Below are 16297 nucleotides of genomic sequence, written 5' to 3' on the forward strand. Positions count from 1 at the left end.
GTACTCCCATGACAATGACTCCTGAGCAGGCCGCCTGGTTCCAGGGCACCTTCCAGCGCCTCGTCGCGAACGTCGACAAGGCCGTGCAGGGCAAGCAGGAGATCGTCGGCCTCGTGCTGGCGTCGATGCTGGCCGAGGGGCATGTGCTCCTCGAAGACGCGCCCGGCACCGGAAAGACCAGCCTCGCGAAAGCCCTCGCCGCGACCGTGCAGGGCACCAGCACGCGCATCCAGTTCACGCCGGACCTGCTGCCCTCCGACGTCACGGGTGTGACGATCTACGACCAGCAATCGCATCGGTTCGAGTTCCACAAGGGCCCGATCTTCGCGTCGATCGTGCTGGCCGACGAGATCAACCGCGCCTCGCCGAAGACCCAGTCGGCGCTCCTCGAGGTCATGGAGGAGTCGCGCGTCACGGTCGACGGCGTCACGCACGAGACGGGGCGACCGTTCCTCGTGATCGCCACGCAGAACCCCATCGAGCAGGCGGGAACCTACAAGCTTCCCGAAGCACAGCTCGACCGCTTCCTGATCAAGACCTCGATCGGCTACCCCGACCTCTCGGTGACCGAGAGCATCCTCGCAGGAGCCTCCGACCGCAACCCCTCTGCCGGCCTCTCCGCGATCATCACGACCAGCGCCGTCGCCGACATGGCCGACCTCGCCGCCACCGTGCACGTGGAGCCCGCCGTGCTCCGCTATGTGGCCGAGCTCGCGGAGGCGACTCGTGAGGACGACGCGATCCGGCTCGGGGTCTCGGTGCGCGGCGCGATCGCGATGGTGCGCATCGCCAAGGTGTGGGCCGCGGCCCAGGGCCGTCACTTCGTGCTCCCCGACGACATCAAGGCGCTCGCGCGGCCCGTGTGGCAGCACCGTCTGCTGCTGGATGCCGAGGCGGAGTTCGCCGGCACGAGCAGTGACACCGTGATCGCCCGCGTGCTCGACGGCGTCGCCGCTCCCCAAGCACGAGCGGCGGCCTGATGACCGCGGAGGCCCTTCAGGCGTCGACGCCGCAGACGGAACGCGACGCCGGATGGCGTGACATCGCGGCCGTCCTCGGTGCGCGCGCATTGACGCGCCTCCGGAAAGTCACCGCTGCGATCCGGCCGCTCGCCTGGGTCCTGATGGCCCTCGCCGTCGTGTTCTGGGTACTCGGACAGATCGCCGGCTGGGCGGAGTTCACCGTCGCAGCCGTCGTGATCGCGATCGCCGTGACGCTGTGTGCGATGTTCCTCATCGGCCGCACCGCCTACGACGTCTCGCTCGACCTCGCCCGCACCCGCGTGGTGGTGGGGGAGCGCGCGGTCGGTGCCCTCACCCTGGCCAACCGCGGCAGCAGGGCGATCCTCCCGTCGCGCGTGGTGCTCCCGGTGGGAGCCGGACGTGGTGAGTTCGGGATCCAGCGCCTCGCCCCCGGGGAGGAGGCGGAGGAGCTCTTCGCCATCCCGACCCAGAAGCGCGGTGTCGTCAAGGTCGGCCCCGTGAGCGTCGTGCGCGGAGATCCGCTCGGTCTCTTCGAACGAGCGCACCGCCGGGACGACCCGGTGGACCTGTTCGTGCACCCGCGCACTGTGCTGTTCGACGGCCAGTCCCTCGGCTACCTGCGCGACCTGGAAGGACTCCCGGCCACGGATCTCTCGCGCGACGACGTCTCATTCCACGCGCTGCTGGAGTATCAGCCGGGCGACGATCTGCGTCATGTGCACTGGCGGTCGACCGCCCGCACCGGCACGATGATGGTCCGTCAGTACGAGGAGACCCGGCGTTCGCACTTCGTGATCGGTCTCTCGCGCTCGCTGGGCGACTACGCCACCGCCGAGGACTTCGAACTCGGCATCTCGGCGGCGGGCTCGATCGGCCTCCGCGCGCTCCGCGACTCGCAGCGTGTCGACGTGCGCGTGCAGGGGCGCGAGCTGCCCGCAGGCACCGGCAAGCAGCTCCTGGACTCCCTCTCAGCCGTCGAGAGCAGCAAGCCGCGGGAAGGTGGCATCGCCGATCTCGCCGGAATCGTGTCGGTCACGATGCCGTTGGCCAGCGTGGTGGTGCTCGTGTGCGGGTCGCGGGTGCGCTCCGACGATCTGCGCCTCGCGTGCTCGCGGCTGCCTTTCGGCGCGAAGGTGCTGGCCGTCGTCGCGGACACCAGTGTGACGGCCCCGGCGCTTCGACGGATCGGCGACGCCGACGTGGTCACCGTCGGCGCGCTCGAACAGATTCCGATCGCTCTGCAGAAGGTGCTCGCATGACCGTGCCCGACACCGGCCCCGGCGGTCTCGCCGTGCGCCGCTGGATCCTCGACCTGGGCGCGACCGCGCTCCTCGTGGTGACCGCGCTGATCGGTTTCTGGCCGACCTTCGCCGGTCCGTCTTTCCTCCCGGCCGCCGTCGGGGGCATCCTGATCGGCCTCGCGATCGCGGCGGTCGCGACCTGGCGGCGCTGGGGCATCCTGATCACGGCCGGACTCACGGTCGCCGCCTACTTCGTCTTCGGCGGGGCCCTCGCGCTGCCGCAGACCTCCATCCTCGGATTCATCCCGACGATCGAGACGCTGCAGAAGCTCGCGGTGGGAACAGTGACCGCCTGGAAGCAGATGCTCACCACCGTCGCTCCGGTGGCTGCGGTCGACGGACACCTCGTGGTCCCGTTCCTGCTGGCGCTCGTCGTCACCACGCTGACCGCGTCTCTCGCGCTCCGATTGCCGCAGGTCGCCTGGGCGTTGCTCCCCGCCGGTGTGCTGCTCATGCTCGTCATCGCGCTCGGCACCCCGGAGCCTGCCTTCCCCCTGGTGCAGGGACTCGTGTTCGCCGTGGTGAGCATGTCGTGGCTCGCGCTCCGGCAGTTGTGGGCACCGCAGAACATGGCCGTCTCGGTCAGCGAGGTCGACCCTTCGCGTGCGACGCAGATGCGCACCCGACGGCTACTGGCGGGAGTCGCCGTGCTGGCCATCGCCGCAGGCACCGGCGTCGCCGTGAGCGCCGTCGCGACCCCCGCGCAGCCGCGGCAGGTGTTCCGCGACGTGATCATCCCTCCGTTCGACATCCGCGACTACCCGAGCCCGCTTCAGGCGTTCCGCAAGAACGTGCGCGACGAAGCCTCGGACACCCTCTTCACGGTGCAGGGGCTCCCCAAGGGCGCACGCGTCCGCACGGCCGTCATGGATCAGTTCGACGGCATGGTCTACAACGTCACGGACGGCGGCCCCACGTCGTCGAGCGCGTTCGCGCCGCTGCGCTCGAACATGACCCCCGATGCCGAGGGCGTCCCGGTCACGCTGAAGTTCGCGATCGACGGCTATCGCGGCGTCTGGATGCCTACCGCAGGCGAACTGTCCGAGATCCGGTTCGAGGGCGCGCGCGCCGAAGACCTGCGTCGCGGCACCTATGTCAACACCGTGACCGGTACCGCGGTGGCGACCCCGAAGCTCGCTGAGGGCGATGAGTACATCGTCGATGCGGTCCTGCCCGCCGCCCCCGACGACGAACAGCTCGCCGAAGTGCCGTTCGGCAAAGTGGCGCTGCCGACGCCGAGCAACGTTCCGGAAGAGCTCACCTCCCTTGCCGCGGAGACCGTCTCGGGTGCGGAGACACCGATCGAACAGGTGCGGGCGCTGGAGAACTTCCTCGCCGAAGGCGGCTTCTTCAGCCACGGGCTCGAGGGAGAAGTGCTGTCCCGCGCGGGCCACACGGCCGAGCGCATCTCGACGCTGGTCGGTGCCGACCAGATGATCGGCGACGACGAGCAGTACGCCGTGGCGATGGCGTTGCTCGCCGGCCAGCTGGACATCCCGGCGCGCGTCGTCATGGGGTACTACCCCGAGGACGAGCAGGCAGGAGAGGCGGTCTTCGCCGCCACGGGCGACAACGTGCACGCATGGGTCGAGGTGAACTTCGAGGGTGTCGGGTGGGTGACCTTCAACCCGACGCCACCCGAGGACCAGGTGCCGAACGACCAGAACACCAAGCCGCGCGTCGACCCGAAGCCGCAGGTTCTGCAGCCGCCGCCCCCGCCACAGGAGCCCGTCGATCTGCCGCCGACGCTTCCCGACGACCGCGAGTCCGAGGATGAGAGCCTGAACCTCGCGGGCATCATCGGTGCGATCCTCGTGATCGGCGGCATCTCGCTGGCGGTGATCGCGCTGCTCGCGTCGCCCTTCATCGTGATCGGCGCCTGGAAGGCGGCGAAGCGTCGTGCCCGTCGCGCCGCGGCTCGCACCGCCGACCGCATCAGCGGCGGGTGGGACGAGCTGACCGATCGCGCGATCGACTACGGCGCGCGGCTGACTCCCGGCGGAACCCGGACCGAAGAGGCCGAGGCGGTCGCCGCCGCATTGACGGTGCCGCGGGTCACCGCGCTGGCCGAGCGCGCCGACGCCGAGGTGTTCGGGCCCACCGAGCCGAGCCCCCAGGATGTGGAGGCCTTCTGGCACGAGGTCGACGGCATCGTCGGTGGGCTCGGGAAGGACGCCGGCTTCTGGAAGCGGGTGAAGGCGCGCCTGAGCGTTCGCTCGCTGGTCGGCGGCACCGCGATCTCGAACGGCCTGCAGAACCTCAAGGAAGCCGCGACCGCGCGCGTGCGCCGCGAACCTGGCACCATCAAGAGCAGCACGACGCCCCCGTCCTCCGAGAGTGAGACCCCATGACGCAGCCTGCGCTCGATCAGATCGCGCCCCTCTCCCGTCGCGCGGTCGCCTATGTCATCGATGCCCTGATCGCGGGGGGACTCGCGATCGTGCTCGGCGGGGGACTCCTGGTCGCCGCGTCGCTCACCGGAAGCGTCGAAGGGATGCTCGGTGTCCTCCTCGTCGGCGGTCCGGTGGTGGGCCTCGTGCTGCTCGGCTGGTTCGTGGTCTACACGGTGATGCAGGCGGGAGCCGGCTCGATCGGCATGCGCGCCCAGGGGGTGCGGCTCGTCGCGGCGGCGAACGCAGGCCCGCTCGGCTTCGGGCGCGCGCTGCTTCGCAACATCGTGTTCGGTCTCACCGCCGCGATCGTGGTGGGGTACTTCACTCCGCTCTTCGACGGATCGGGGCGGTTCCAGGGGTGGCACGACAAGGTCGCAGGCTCCCTGATCCTGGATGCCCGAACGGCAGGGGGCCTGGGGCCCGCGCCCGAGGCAGCCTCCGCATCGTCCGCTCCCGCGCCGGGCCTCGCGACGCCGATGACCCCTCCCGCGATCCCCGGGCTCCCTCAGGCCGTTCCGGCTCCGACTGCTCCGACGGCTCCGACTGCTCCGACGGCTCCGACCGCCTCCGATCCGGTGTCTGCGCCGGCGTCCTCGTCCCTCCCCCCGCGCCCGGCTGCGCCCGCTGCGCCGGCGGTCGAGAGCGGATCCCTCATCGCCTTCGTCCCGGGTATCACCCAGGATGCGCCGTCGAGGTCGGAGCCCCTCGCCCAGCCCGAACCCCAGCCGGGGCCCGAACTCGACGAGACCGTCCAGCCGCACCCTGCGGCTCCCGCGGCGCCGCCCGCCCCGCCTGTCCCTCCTGCGCCGGTCGCCGCGCCGCCCGCCCCGCCGCTTCCGGTGGACGCTTCCCCGGTGGCGCCGGAGGTGGCCGAGCAGGACGATGATCTGGAGGAGACGCGGATCAGCGTCCCCGGCCATCGTCTGGTCTTCACCTGGGATGACGGCACACGGGTCTCCGTGTCGCGGCGCACCATCTTCGGCCGCAACCCCGCGCCCGAGGAGGGGGCGACACTCGTGCCCGTGCGTGACGAGACGCTGTCGCTCTCCAAGACGCATTTCGAGGCCGCCGCCGAGACGTCCGGCGGGTGGGTGCGTGACCGGCACTCGACCAACGGAATGACCATCGTCCGCGACGGCCAGCGCATCGCGTGCCCGGCCGGACAGCGGGTACCGGTGCGCCTGGGTGACGCGATCGAGATCGGTGACCGCATCGTGACCATCGGCGGATACGCATGAGGCCGGGACTGATCGTCTCCACCGGCTCGGCGACGCACCCGGGGCTCCGGCGCGCGCTGAACGAAGACGCGCATCTGGCTTCGGCCCCGGTGTTCCTGGTCGCCGACGGGATGGGCGGGCATGAGGCCGGTGAGCGCGCGAGCGCCGCCGTCATCGCCGAGTTCGCTCGCTACATCGGCCGTCCCGCGCTCGCGCTCGATGACGTCCGGCACGCCCTCTCCGTCTCGCGGACGAGCGTGGAGGATCTGTCGACCTCGGGCAACGGTCGCGCCGGGACGACCCTCAGCGGTGTCGTCATCGCCTCGGTCGACGGTATGGGCTACTGGCTCGCGGTGAACATCGGCGACTCCCGGACCTATCGTCTCGCCGACGGCGAGCTGGAGCAGATCAGCGTCGATCACTCGGTGGTGCAGGAGCTGATCGAGTCCGGTGAGCTCTCCGTCGAGGACGCCCTCTCCGACCGCCGACGGAACATCATCACCAGGGCGATCGGTGCCAGCAGCACGGGCGACGCCGACTATTGGATGTTCCCCGCAGAGCTCGGCGATCGCATGCTCGTGTGCTCGGACGGTCTGACCTCCGAGGTGCCCGACAGCCGCATCCGTGAGGTACTGGCCTCGGAATCCGATCCGCAGAAGGCGGCCGACACGTTGACGGCCGATGCCGTGAGCGCCGGGGGCAGAGACAACATCACCGTCATCGTCGTGGATGCGGTCTCGGTGGCTTCGCGGCCGGGAACGCTGACGGCCACCGACGACGACCTCGACGCAGACACACGTCCACGAGAAGCCACAGCAGGAGGGGTTCGCTGATGCAGACCATCTACCGACCGGGACAGTGGTACCTGATCGTCATCCCCGGCGCGCTCGTCGCGCTTCCGCCCGATGTCCCCGGCGATGTCGTCGCCCGGCTCTGGGAGCGGCTGCCGGAGGCGAAGACGCTCGCGACGGTCGTCGATCTCCTGACGACCCAGGCAGGTACGTCCTTCACCTCGTTGCCGTCATTCGTCGCCGCGGTCGCCGAGCACGGAGACGTGCGCATCGCCCTCCGTGGTGAGGTCTCGGCGCACGTGACCACTGCGACCGAATCACTGGAACTCTCCGGCGCGGAGGTCACCACCTGGAACGAGCGCTTCCTCGGCGGCGCGACGAAGGTCGACATCACGGTCGAGACGACGACCGAGGCCGACGGACTCCCCGTGCAGAGCGGGATCGTGCGGGCGGCTGCGGTGAGCGCCGAACTCGAGCCGAGCGATGCCGATCCGCTCACCGCCGCGCTCGGACCGGCCCCCGTGCTGGCCGGGACCGCTGCGGCCGTACAGGCGGAGGTGCCGGTGGCCGCAGCTCCCGAACCCGTCGAGCCCGAACCCGAACCCGTCGAGCCCGAGCCCGTCGAATCCGTGCCCGAACCCGAGCCCGCGCCGGCTCCTGCACCGGTCATCCAGGACGCGTTCCTGCCGCCGACCGAGGTGACGCTCGCGCCGCCCGTCGACGACGACTTCGATCAGCTCTGGGGAGCGACCGTGCATTCGGTCGGTGGGGCCGCCGCGGCGCCGGCCCCTGCCCCCGTCGAAGGCGACCACGACGGGGCGACCGTGTCCGCGGCCGACCTGCGTGCGCTCCGCCAGCAACCTCCGGTCGCCGATGACGTCGCGACGGCCGTGCTCGAGGTGGCCCCGGAGCCGTCCACCGCTTCGGCGGGTCGTGTGCGTCTCTCCACGGGGCAGGTGGCCGCTCTCGACCGCACGATCATCATCGGGCGACGCCCCCGATCGACCCGTGCGAGCGGTGCGAACCTCCCGCATCTGATCGCCGTCGAGAGCCCGCAGCAGGACATCTCGCGCAGTCACCTCGAAGTGCGGCCGGAAGGCGACACCGTCGTGGTCATCGACCTGCACACCACGAACGGATCCACGTTGCTCCGTCCCGGCGCCGACCCGGTGCGTCTGCACCCCGGGGAGCAGACGCTCGTGCTGTCCGGCGATGTCGTGGACCTCGGTGACGGCGTGACCGTCGCGTTCGAGGAGCTGCCGTGACGCGTCGCCCCTCACCACCGCCCGATCTGCCCGGCTTCACCTATGTGGAGCCGCTGGGCACCGGCGGTTTCGCCGACGTCTTCCTGTACGAGCAGGAGATGCCGCGTCGCCGTGTCGCGGTGAAGGTGCTCGTCGCGGATCGCATCTCCAGCGGCGCGGCACAGGAGTTCGCCGACGAGGCCAACGTGATGGCGATGCTGTCGACGCATCCGGCCATCGTCACGATCTACCAGGCGGGTGTCGCCGGCGACGGGCGCCCCTACCTGGTGATGGAGTACTGCCCACGGCCGAATCTCCAGATTCGCTCCCGCAAAGAGCCGTTCTCGGTCGCCGAGGCGCTGCGCGTCGGCATCCAGGTGGCCGGAGCCGTCGAGACCGCTCACCGGGCGGGCGTGCTGCACCGCGACATCAAGCCGGCCAACATCCTCGTCACCGAGTACAACAGGCCCGCCCTCACAGACTTCGGCATCGCGTCGACGACAGGAGCCACGGGCGAGGCCTCCGGTATGTCGATTCCCTGGTCTCCGCCGGAGTCGTTCGCGGAGCCTCCGCAGAGTGGTCCGCGCACCGACGTCTGGGCGCTCGGGGCCACGCTCTACACGCTGCTGGCGGGCCGCTCACCGTTCGAGCGGACCGGGGAACGCAACTCCAGCGCCGATCTGATCGAGCGCATCGAACGCGCCGCGCTCCCGTCGCTGCGGAGGCCTGACTCGCCGGAGAGCTTGCAGAGGCTCCTCGAGCGGTCGATGGCGAAGAACCCCGCCGACCGGTTCCCGAGCGCGGTGGCTTTCGCCCGGGCGCTGCAGAAGGTGCAGATCGAGCTCTCCCACTCGGTGACCCCGATCGACATCGTCGATGACCACCCGCCGGCGGAAGACCTCGAGGACGACGGCGACGGCCTGACCCGGGTGCGCGAGATCGTCAGCATCGACCCCGAACTGGCGTCGTTCACGCGCCCGTCGGCACAGACGCAGCGGAAGGAGCCGCCGGCTCCCTTGTCGGGCGTCCCGAGGTTCGACGCACCAGCGCCCGACGATTCTCTCGTCGAGCAGACCCAGCTGCGCTCACCGGTCCCGACGCCTGCGACTCCGCTCGCCCCCTCCGCCGACGACCGCACCATCGCTCGAGCACCGATGGTGGTCGCCCCGGAGGAAGCGCCGCAGCCTCCGACCGTGACGGCTGCTCCTGCTGCGGCTCCGGAACAGCCCCCGGCTCGACGAAGCCGCAAGGGCCTGTGGATCGTGCTCGCCGCCGTCGCCGTCGTGCTGGTGGCCGGTGCGATCGTAGGGATGAACCTCCTGGTGGCGGGCATCACCCCCGAGGCGCAGGAGACCGAGCAGGCTGTCGAGCCGAAGGACGTCGGCACGGACGTCGTGCCGAAGGTCACGGAGATCGCCGGCACGCGCGAGGGTGATCGGATCGTGTTCACCTGGACCAATCCGAGTCCGCTCGAGGGCGACTCGTTCATCTGGACGCCCGTCGCCGTGTCGGGAGAAGTGGACCCGCACCAGACGCCGGAGGCGACCGCGACGGTCCCCGCGGCTGCGGGCACCGTCTGCATCGACGTGATGCTGCGGCGCGATGACGGTCGCGCGTCCGAAACCGTACGGGGGTGTGTGGAGTGACGAGTGCGGGTGGGGTGACCGTCGAGTTCGCGGGGGAGTACTTCCGCGTGCGGCGCGGTGGTCGATTCATCGTGGGGCGCGAAGGCGACCTCGAGCTCGACGACAATCTGTTCCTGCACCGGCACTTCCTGGAGATCACCGACTCCGACGGGCTGTGGTGGCTGTCGAACGTCGGCACCCGGCTCACAGCGACGGTGACCGACTCGGCGGGTGGCGTGCAGGCCTGGCTCGCGCCGGGGGCGCGGCTCCCGCTCGTCTTCGAGAAGACGACGATCGTCTTCAGCGCGGGGCCGACCACCTACGAGCTCACCTTGCACGCCGCGGAGCCGACGTTTCGCGCGACCAGGCGGGAGCACGATGACGGCGGTGCCTCCACGATCGGCGACGTGCCGCTGACGCTCAGCCAGAAGCTGCTCATCCTGGCGCTCGCCGAACCTCAGCTGCGCAGGGACGGCACGGGGATGAGCGAGATCCCGACCTCGGCGAAGGCGGCGGAGCGGCTCGGATGGACGGTCACCCGGTTCAACCGCAAGCTCGACAACGTCTGCGACAAGTTCGACCGCATCGGCGTCCCCGGCATGCGCGGAGGGCAGCGCAGCTTCGCGACCAATCGACGCGCACGCCTGGTCGAGCACGTGATCGCCTCGCGCCTGGTGGGCAAGAGCGACCTGCCGTTGCTCGACACGGAGCATTCCATCGACGACGTCGAGGGAGAGCAGGAGTGATCTGGGAGATCGACGACCGCGCGCCCGAGGTCGAAGGACTCGATGCGCACGGCCGCCCGGACCCCGCGTACGCCGAGTCTCTCGGACTGCGCCCCGCCGGACGAGGTGCGCGTGTGCTCGCGGCCCTGATCGAGTGGAGCGTGGCGGTCGTCATCGCGCTGCCGGCCGTGCTGGCGCTGACCCCCGTGCTCGCACAGGCGGTGTCGGGACGGTTCGACGCCGAGGAGTTCTTCGCGCGGGGAGACTTGGTGTGGCTCATCGTGGCCGCTGCGGTGTCCCAGGGGCTCATGATCGCCTACGTCGTCGTGCAGCTCGTCCTGCACGGGCGCAAGGGCGTGACGCTCGGCAAGGCGATCTGCGGCATCCGCTCCGTGAACGTCCGCACTCTCGAGCGTCCCGGCTTCTGGCGTGGCGCGGTCGTGCGCTACCTCGTCGCGTGCGCCTCGTTCCTCGTTCCGCTCATCGGGCCGGTGCTGGTGATCATGCTCTCCCCGCTCTTCGACATCGAGCGGCGAGGACGCGGATGGCTCGACCTCGCTGCCGCGACCTGGTTCGTGGATGTGCGCGGCGGCCTGAATCCCTATGACCAGAAGCGGATGCGCATCGCACGCAAGCGTGTGAAGACGCCCGAGCATCAGGAGAAGGCGCCCCTCCCGTCTCTCGCCACCCCGGTGCACCGCGATGCACCGGCCGAGTACGTCCCGAGCGCGCGTCTCTCCGGCGGCGTCATCGGTGCGCACCGGTCTGCCGCGGGGCCTGCTCCTGAGCGACCGGACGCTCCGGCCCCTGGTTCGCTCGTCTCGTCGACACCGCCCTCCCTGGCCACCGGCACGCCGCCCCCGCCGTCGTTCGCGCCGCCCGCAGTACCCGCCCTCGCGGCGTCATCTGCACCCGCGGTGTCACCTGCGCCGTCCGCTCCTGCCCCCGCAGCACCGTCCGCTCCTGCCCCCGCAGCGCCGTCCGAGCCGCCGGCACCCGTTCCCACCGACGCTCCGGCCGTTCCCGCCGGGGTGCGGGCGATCCTCGTGGTCGACAACGGTGAGCGGGTCGAGGTGCGCGGCACGACCCTGTTCGGGAGGTCGCCGAGTGCGGCAGCAGGCGAGGGCGAAGCGCTTCTGGTCCCGGTCGTCGACGACACGCGTTCGGTGTCGAAGACGCACATCGCGGTGATGCCGGCGCGGCGGGGCGTGTTCATCGTCGATCGCGCGTCCACCAACGGCAGCGCGATCGTCCGAGGCGGCGCCGAGACCGCGCTGGTCGCCGGGCACCCGGCCGAGCTGCGGACGGGGGACACGGTGCGCTTCGGCGATCGGTCCCTGCGGGTGGAGTGGGTATGACCCGGAGAAGTGAGATGCGCCCACGGCGCGGTGAGGACGAGCGATGAGAGTCAAGCTGACCCTGCGTCGACCCGCAGCACCCCTGACCGACGTCGTCGTGATGGCGGATTCGACGGCGACCATCGCCGACGTCGCGCGCCAGATCGCCACGACCGACCCGGCGCGCAGCATCGTCGCGACCCCGACCGACGTGCTCACGCTCTCGGTCGCCCCGCCGACCAGCGAACAGCTCACGATGCTCAATCCCGACCTGCTCGTCGGCGATGCCCCGATCGGCTCCGGCTTCCTCGCCGAGGTGGTCAACGTCGGTCCCAACCGCGCTGCCGCAGGGACCGTGGGCGCGCGTCCGGCGGCCGTGCTCCGCGTGGTCTCCGGCCCGGCGATCGGGCAGGAGTTCCCGCTGCCGATCGGTCACTTCCTGATCGGGCGCGACGCCGCGAACGATGTCACGATCGCCGATCCGCTCGTCTCGAAGCGGCACGCCAGGATCGAGGTCGCCGCCACGTTCGTCGAGCTGGTCGACCTGAACTCGGCGAACGGCATCCTCGTCGACGGCGGGCTCGTGCAGCGCCTCCGGGTGATCCCGGGGCAGAGCTTCGTGCTCGGAGACTGCGAGTTCGTCGTGCACCTGGTGAGCGACTTCGACGGGTCCGCCACGGGCGACCCGGTGCTCGAGCGCGGGGGAGCGCTCATGTTCAACCGCAGCCCCCGCGTCGAGGAGCGGTACACGGGGCAGGAGCTCGATGAGCCCCGGTATCCGCGCGATCAGCCGTCGCGGCTGTTCCCCTGGCCCATGCTCGTCGCGCCGATCCTGCTGGCCGTGACGATGTTCAGCATCACGCAGCGGCCGGCATCGCTGCTCATCGCGGCGGCATCGCCGATGATGATGTTCGGCAACTTCATTTCGCAGAAGACCAACATCGGTCAGCGGCTGCGCAAGGAGGCGGAGTCGTTCGAGGAGCAGTTCGAGCGGCTGGAGGAGACGCTGTACCACTCGCGTCCGAAGGAGCGCGAGGTGCGGCAGAGCGAGGTTCCCGCTGTCGCCGTCGTGTTCGACGAGGCCATGCGTCTCGGGCCGTTGCTGTGGACCAGGCGACCGGAGCACTGGAACTTCCTCGCGATGCGTCTCGGAGTGTGCGAGACCGAGGCACGCACGCGCATCAAGCGCACCGAGACCCCGGAGGCGCTCGTCGAGTACGTGGAACGCGTCGATCGTCTCGAGGAGCGGTACCGGATGATCGACGACGTCCCCATCCTGGAATCGCTCCAGAGCGTCGGCTCCATCGGCGTCGCGGGTCCGACGTCCCTGGCCAGCGATGCGCTGCGCGGGATCGCGGTCCAGCTCTTCGGCACGCATTCGCCGAACGAGCTGGTCACGGTCGCGCTGACCGAGCCCGGCTGGGCCAACGAGCTCGACTGGCTCAAATGGCTGCCGCATACCTCCAGCGAGCGGAATCCGTTCAAGGAGATGCCGCTCGCGGATTCCGCCTCGACCGGCACAGCGCTGCTCAGCGGTCTCGAGGAGATCGTGCTGCGGCGCTCGCGGGAGTCGAAGTCGGCGCGGCCCCCGTACGGAGCCGACTGGGATCCGATGCGCTACGGCACTGACGTCAAGCGCGCATCCGAGGAGGCCACGTTCCCTGGCCAGACAGCGATCCTGGTGATCATCACGAACGACGCCCCCGTCGATCGGGCCCGCCTGACCCAGATCCTGGAACGCGGCGCCGACGTCGGTGTCTACGCCCTGTTCGTCGCCCCGGTCGTCGAGGCGCTGCCCGCTGCGTGCCGCACGTTCGTCGATGTGAGCGCGGGGCTCTCCGATGGCGTGGTCGGCACCGTCCGCAGCGGCGTCGACTATCGCGGCGTGCAGGTCGAGGGCGTCTCGCACGCCTACATGACCATGTTCGCCAAGCGCCTCGCTCCGGTCGTCGACTCCAGCACCGTGATCGAGGACTCATCCGACATCCCGAACTCGGTCAGCTTCCTGTCGCTCGTGGGCACCGAGGTCGCAGAGGATGCCAGCGCGGTGATCGATCGCTGGCGGCAGAACAACACCATCATCGACCGTTCCGGCGCTCCGCAGTCGCGGCTCAAGAAGGCGGGGAACCTGCGCGCCATCATCGGGCAGTCCCAGACGGATGCGATGACCCTCGACCTGCGGTCCCAGGGTCCGCACGCGCTGGTCGGCGGGACGACCGGTGCGGGCAAGAGCGAGTTCCTGCAGGCGTGGGTGCTCGGGATGGCCGCGGCCCACAGCCCCGACCGGGTCACCTTCCTGTTCGTCGACTACAAGGGCGGCTCCGCGTTCGCGGACTGCGTCGACCTTCCGCACACCGTCGGCCTGGTCACCGACCTGAGCCCGCACCTCGTGCGCCGCGCACTCACGAGCCTGCGGGCCGAGCTGCACCATCGTGAGCACCTCTTCAACCGCAAGAAGGCGAAAGACCTCCTCGAGCTCGAGAAGCGACGCGACCCCGAGACCCCGCCCGCGCTGGTGCTCGTGATCGACGAGTTCGCGGCGCTCGCCGGAGAGGTGCCGGAGTTCGTCGACGGCGTGGTCGACATCGCCCAGCGCGGACGCTCCCTCGGCATCCACCTCATCATGGCGACGCAGCGTCCGGCCGGTGTCATCAAAGACAACCTGCGGGCGAACACGAACCTGCGCGTCGCGCTGCGCATGGCCGACGAATCCGACTCGAAGGACGTCGTCGACGACCCGGTGGCGGCGACCTTCCCGCCCTCGTTGCCGGGACGCGGCATCGCGAAGACCGGTCCGGGTCGGTTGGTGCCCTTCCAGTCGGCGTACGCCGGGGGGTGGACCACGGACGAGGCCCAGGTCGCCGAGGTCAAGGTCGCCGAGCTCCGCTTCGGGTCGATCCAGACCTGGGAGGCCGAACAGGCGCCGGAGTCCGACTCGCACGACGAGGATCTCGGCCCCAACGACCAGAAACGCATCGTGGCGACGCTCGTGAGTGCGGCGCGCGAGGCCCGTATCCCCGCGCCCCGACGCCCCTGGCTCGACGATCTCGAGGGGGCCGTCGACCTGCGCGACCTTCCCGTGCTCGGCGACGGGCAGGTGCTCCTCGGCAAGATGGACGTCCCGGAACGGCAGCTCCAGGAGCCGGCGTACTTCCACCCCGACAAGGACGGCTCGCTGCTCGTCTATGGGACGAGCGGCTCGGGCAAGTCGACGGTGCTGCGCACGATCGCGATCTCCGCGGGCTTCGATCCCGCCCACTCGAACGTCGAGGTGTACGGGCTCGACTTCGGCTCCGGTTCGCTCAAGAGCCTGGAGATGCTGCCGCACGTCGGTTCGATCATCGCGGGCGACGACTCCGAGCGCGTGCAGCGCGTTCTGCGCTCGCTGGCGGCGGTGCTCGACGATCGCGGCAAGCGTTTCAGCGCCGCCAACGCCTCCAGCCTCACGGAGTACCGGGAACTCACCGGCAAGGACGAGGCGCGCATCGTCTTGCTCATCGACGGCTTCCCGCAGTTCCGAGGGGAGTGGGAGTCGACCACCGCGCGGATGCCGTTCTATCAGATCTTCATGCGCATCCTGGGTGAGGGGCGCCCGCTCGGGGTGCACGTCGTCGCGAGCGCCGATCGTTCGGGCTCTGTTCCGACAGCGGTCAGCGCGAACGTGTCGCGGCGTGTGGTCCTTCGCCTCGCAGACGAGTCCGGATACGCGATGCTCAACGCACCCAAGGACGTGCTGGATGAGCGGTCGGCCCCGGGGCGCGCCATCATCGACGGCAGGGAGACGCAGATCGCGACGCTCGGCGGAACTCCGAACGTGGCCGAGCAGACCAAACTCCTCGAAGGCCTCGCGGAAAGACTGCGTGCCGCCGGGGCACGCGAGGTGCCCGAGATCGGTGCACTGCCCACGAGCCTGTCGGTGCGCGACCTGCCCGATCGCCTGGGCGAGTTCCCGGCGCTCGGCATCGCGGAGGACACCCTGGCCGCGCGCGACTTCGACCCGGTCGGCACGTTCGTCGTGGCGGGCCCGCCGTCGTCGGGCAAGACCAACGCCCTCAAGTCGCTCATCACCTCGATGCGGCGGTTCGACCCGGCGACCGTGCTGTTCCACTTCGGTGGCCGTCGTGCTCAGCTCAAGGAGTACGCGAGCTGGACGCGCAGTGCCGTGACGCCGGAGGACGCGAAGGAGCTCGCCAAGGAGATCGCCGAGCTGATCGCCGACGACTCGCTTCCGACGCGGGTGCTCATCGTGGTCGAAGACGTGCCCCAGTTCGCCGACAGCCCCGCCGAACGCGAGATGAAGGCGCTCTTCCAGGCGATCAACCGCAGCGACCACCTGCTCATCGGCGATGCTGATGTCACCCAGGTCACGAGCGGCTTCGGGTTCATCGGCGACTTCAAGGCCGGGCGCAAGGGCATCATCCTCAAGCCCGATTCCTTCGACGGCGACGCGGTTTTCAAGGTGCCGTTCCCGAAGGTCAAGCGCACCGACTTCCCCGAAGGGCGAGGCATCTTCGTGCAGGCGGGGCGACAGGTGACGGTGCAGATGCCGTTGGTCGAGGAGTAGGCGGTGGATGGGGAGTTGTGCCCATCGACGGTGTTGGTGGTGGGCCCGTAGGGTGGTGGTGTTCGGGCCGGAGGGGTCCGGTTCTTTGATTTGCGGAGGTGTGGGCGATGGCCGATT

At 70.2% G+C, this 16297-nt stretch carries 10 protein-coding genes; all 10 read left to right on the forward strand.

Annotation, left to right across the window (positions count from 1 at the left end):
- The first annotated feature begins 8 nt into the window (after positions 1 to 8).
- From LC041_RS14610 to LC041_RS14655, 10 genes are read left to right on the forward strand one after another with little or no spacing between them, the layout of a single operon-like run.
- Positions 9 to 980, forward strand: coding sequence for an AAA family ATPase (locus LC041_RS14610; RefSeq protein ID WP_226533821.1), 972 nt, complete (start codon positions 9 to 11; stop codon positions 978 to 980).
- Positions 980 to 2242 carry a DUF58 domain-containing protein gene (locus tag LC041_RS14615; RefSeq protein ID WP_226533822.1) on the forward strand — a complete coding sequence of 421 codons (1263 nt, stop codon included), beginning with the start codon at positions 980 to 982 and terminating at the stop codon, positions 2240 to 2242. Before LC041_RS14610 ends, LC041_RS14615 begins: the two co-directional genes overlap by 1 nt.
- A complete protein-coding gene (locus LC041_RS14620) occupies positions 2239 to 4635 on the forward strand; it encodes a transglutaminase family protein (protein ID WP_226533823.1) in 2397 nt (798 codons plus the stop codon). The genes LC041_RS14615 and LC041_RS14620 overlap by 4 nt, the downstream gene beginning before the upstream one ends.
- A complete protein-coding gene (locus LC041_RS14625; protein ID WP_226533824.1) occupies positions 4632 to 5915 on the forward strand; it encodes an RDD family protein in 1284 nt (427 codons plus the stop codon). The genes LC041_RS14620 and LC041_RS14625 overlap by 4 nt, the downstream gene beginning before the upstream one ends.
- A complete protein-coding gene (locus tag LC041_RS14630; protein WP_226533825.1) occupies positions 5912 to 6727 on the forward strand; it encodes a PP2C family protein-serine/threonine phosphatase in 816 nt (271 codons plus the stop codon). Before LC041_RS14625 ends, LC041_RS14630 begins: the two co-directional genes overlap by 4 nt.
- Positions 6727 to 7950 (forward strand): FHA domain-containing protein, encoded by a 1224-nt coding sequence (locus LC041_RS14635; RefSeq protein ID WP_226533826.1) that lies wholly within the window; start codon positions 6727 to 6729, stop codon positions 7948 to 7950. Before LC041_RS14630 ends, LC041_RS14635 begins: the two co-directional genes overlap by 1 nt.
- Entirely contained in the window at positions 7947 to 9575 is a 1629-nt protein-coding gene (locus LC041_RS14640; RefSeq protein ID WP_226533827.1) for a serine/threonine-protein kinase, read from the forward strand. Before LC041_RS14635 ends, LC041_RS14640 begins: the two co-directional genes overlap by 4 nt.
- 14 nt (positions 9576 to 9589) lie before the next feature.
- On the forward strand, positions 9590 to 10300 hold the full coding sequence (locus tag LC041_RS14645) for a hypothetical protein (RefSeq protein ID WP_374197678.1): 711 nt from the start codon (positions 9590 to 9592) through the stop codon (positions 10298 to 10300).
- The gene (locus LC041_RS14650) at positions 10297 to 11637 is read left to right on the forward strand and encodes an RDD family protein (RefSeq protein WP_226533829.1); all 1341 of its coding nucleotides are present in this window, start codon (positions 10297 to 10299) and stop codon (positions 11635 to 11637) included. The genes LC041_RS14645 and LC041_RS14650 overlap by 4 nt, the downstream gene beginning before the upstream one ends.
- Before the next feature lie 43 nt (positions 11638 to 11680).
- Positions 11681 to 16180: an FtsK/SpoIIIE domain-containing protein gene (locus LC041_RS14655; RefSeq protein WP_226533830.1), complete on the forward strand. Its 4500-nt coding sequence runs from the start codon at positions 11681 to 11683 to the stop codon at positions 16178 to 16180.
- Positions 16181 to 16297: the final 117 nt, after the last annotated feature.

This window comes from Microbacterium paraoxydans (assembly GCF_020524545.1).
Lineage (GTDB): Bacteria > Actinomycetota > Actinomycetes > Actinomycetales > Microbacteriaceae > Microbacterium > Microbacterium paraoxydans_C.

Coding starts and splice junctions, on each gene's coding strand:
- LC041_RS14610 (WP_226533821.1), top strand. CDS start 9: ATGACAATGACTCCTGAGCAGGCCGCCTGGTTCCAGGGCACCTTCCAG.
- LC041_RS14615 (WP_226533822.1), top strand. CDS start 980: ATGACCGCGGAGGCCCTTCAGGCGTCGACGCCGCAGACGGAACGCGAC.
- LC041_RS14620 (WP_226533823.1), top strand. CDS start 2,239: ATGACCGTGCCCGACACCGGCCCCGGCGGTCTCGCCGTGCGCCGCTGG.
- LC041_RS14625 (WP_226533824.1), top strand. CDS start 4,632: ATGACGCAGCCTGCGCTCGATCAGATCGCGCCCCTCTCCCGTCGCGCG.
- LC041_RS14630 (WP_226533825.1), top strand. CDS start 5,912: ATGAGGCCGGGACTGATCGTCTCCACCGGCTCGGCGACGCACCCGGGG.
- LC041_RS14635 (WP_226533826.1), top strand. CDS start 6,727: ATGCAGACCATCTACCGACCGGGACAGTGGTACCTGATCGTCATCCCC.
- LC041_RS14655 (WP_226533830.1), top strand. CDS start 11,681: ATGAGAGTCAAGCTGACCCTGCGTCGACCCGCAGCACCCCTGACCGAC.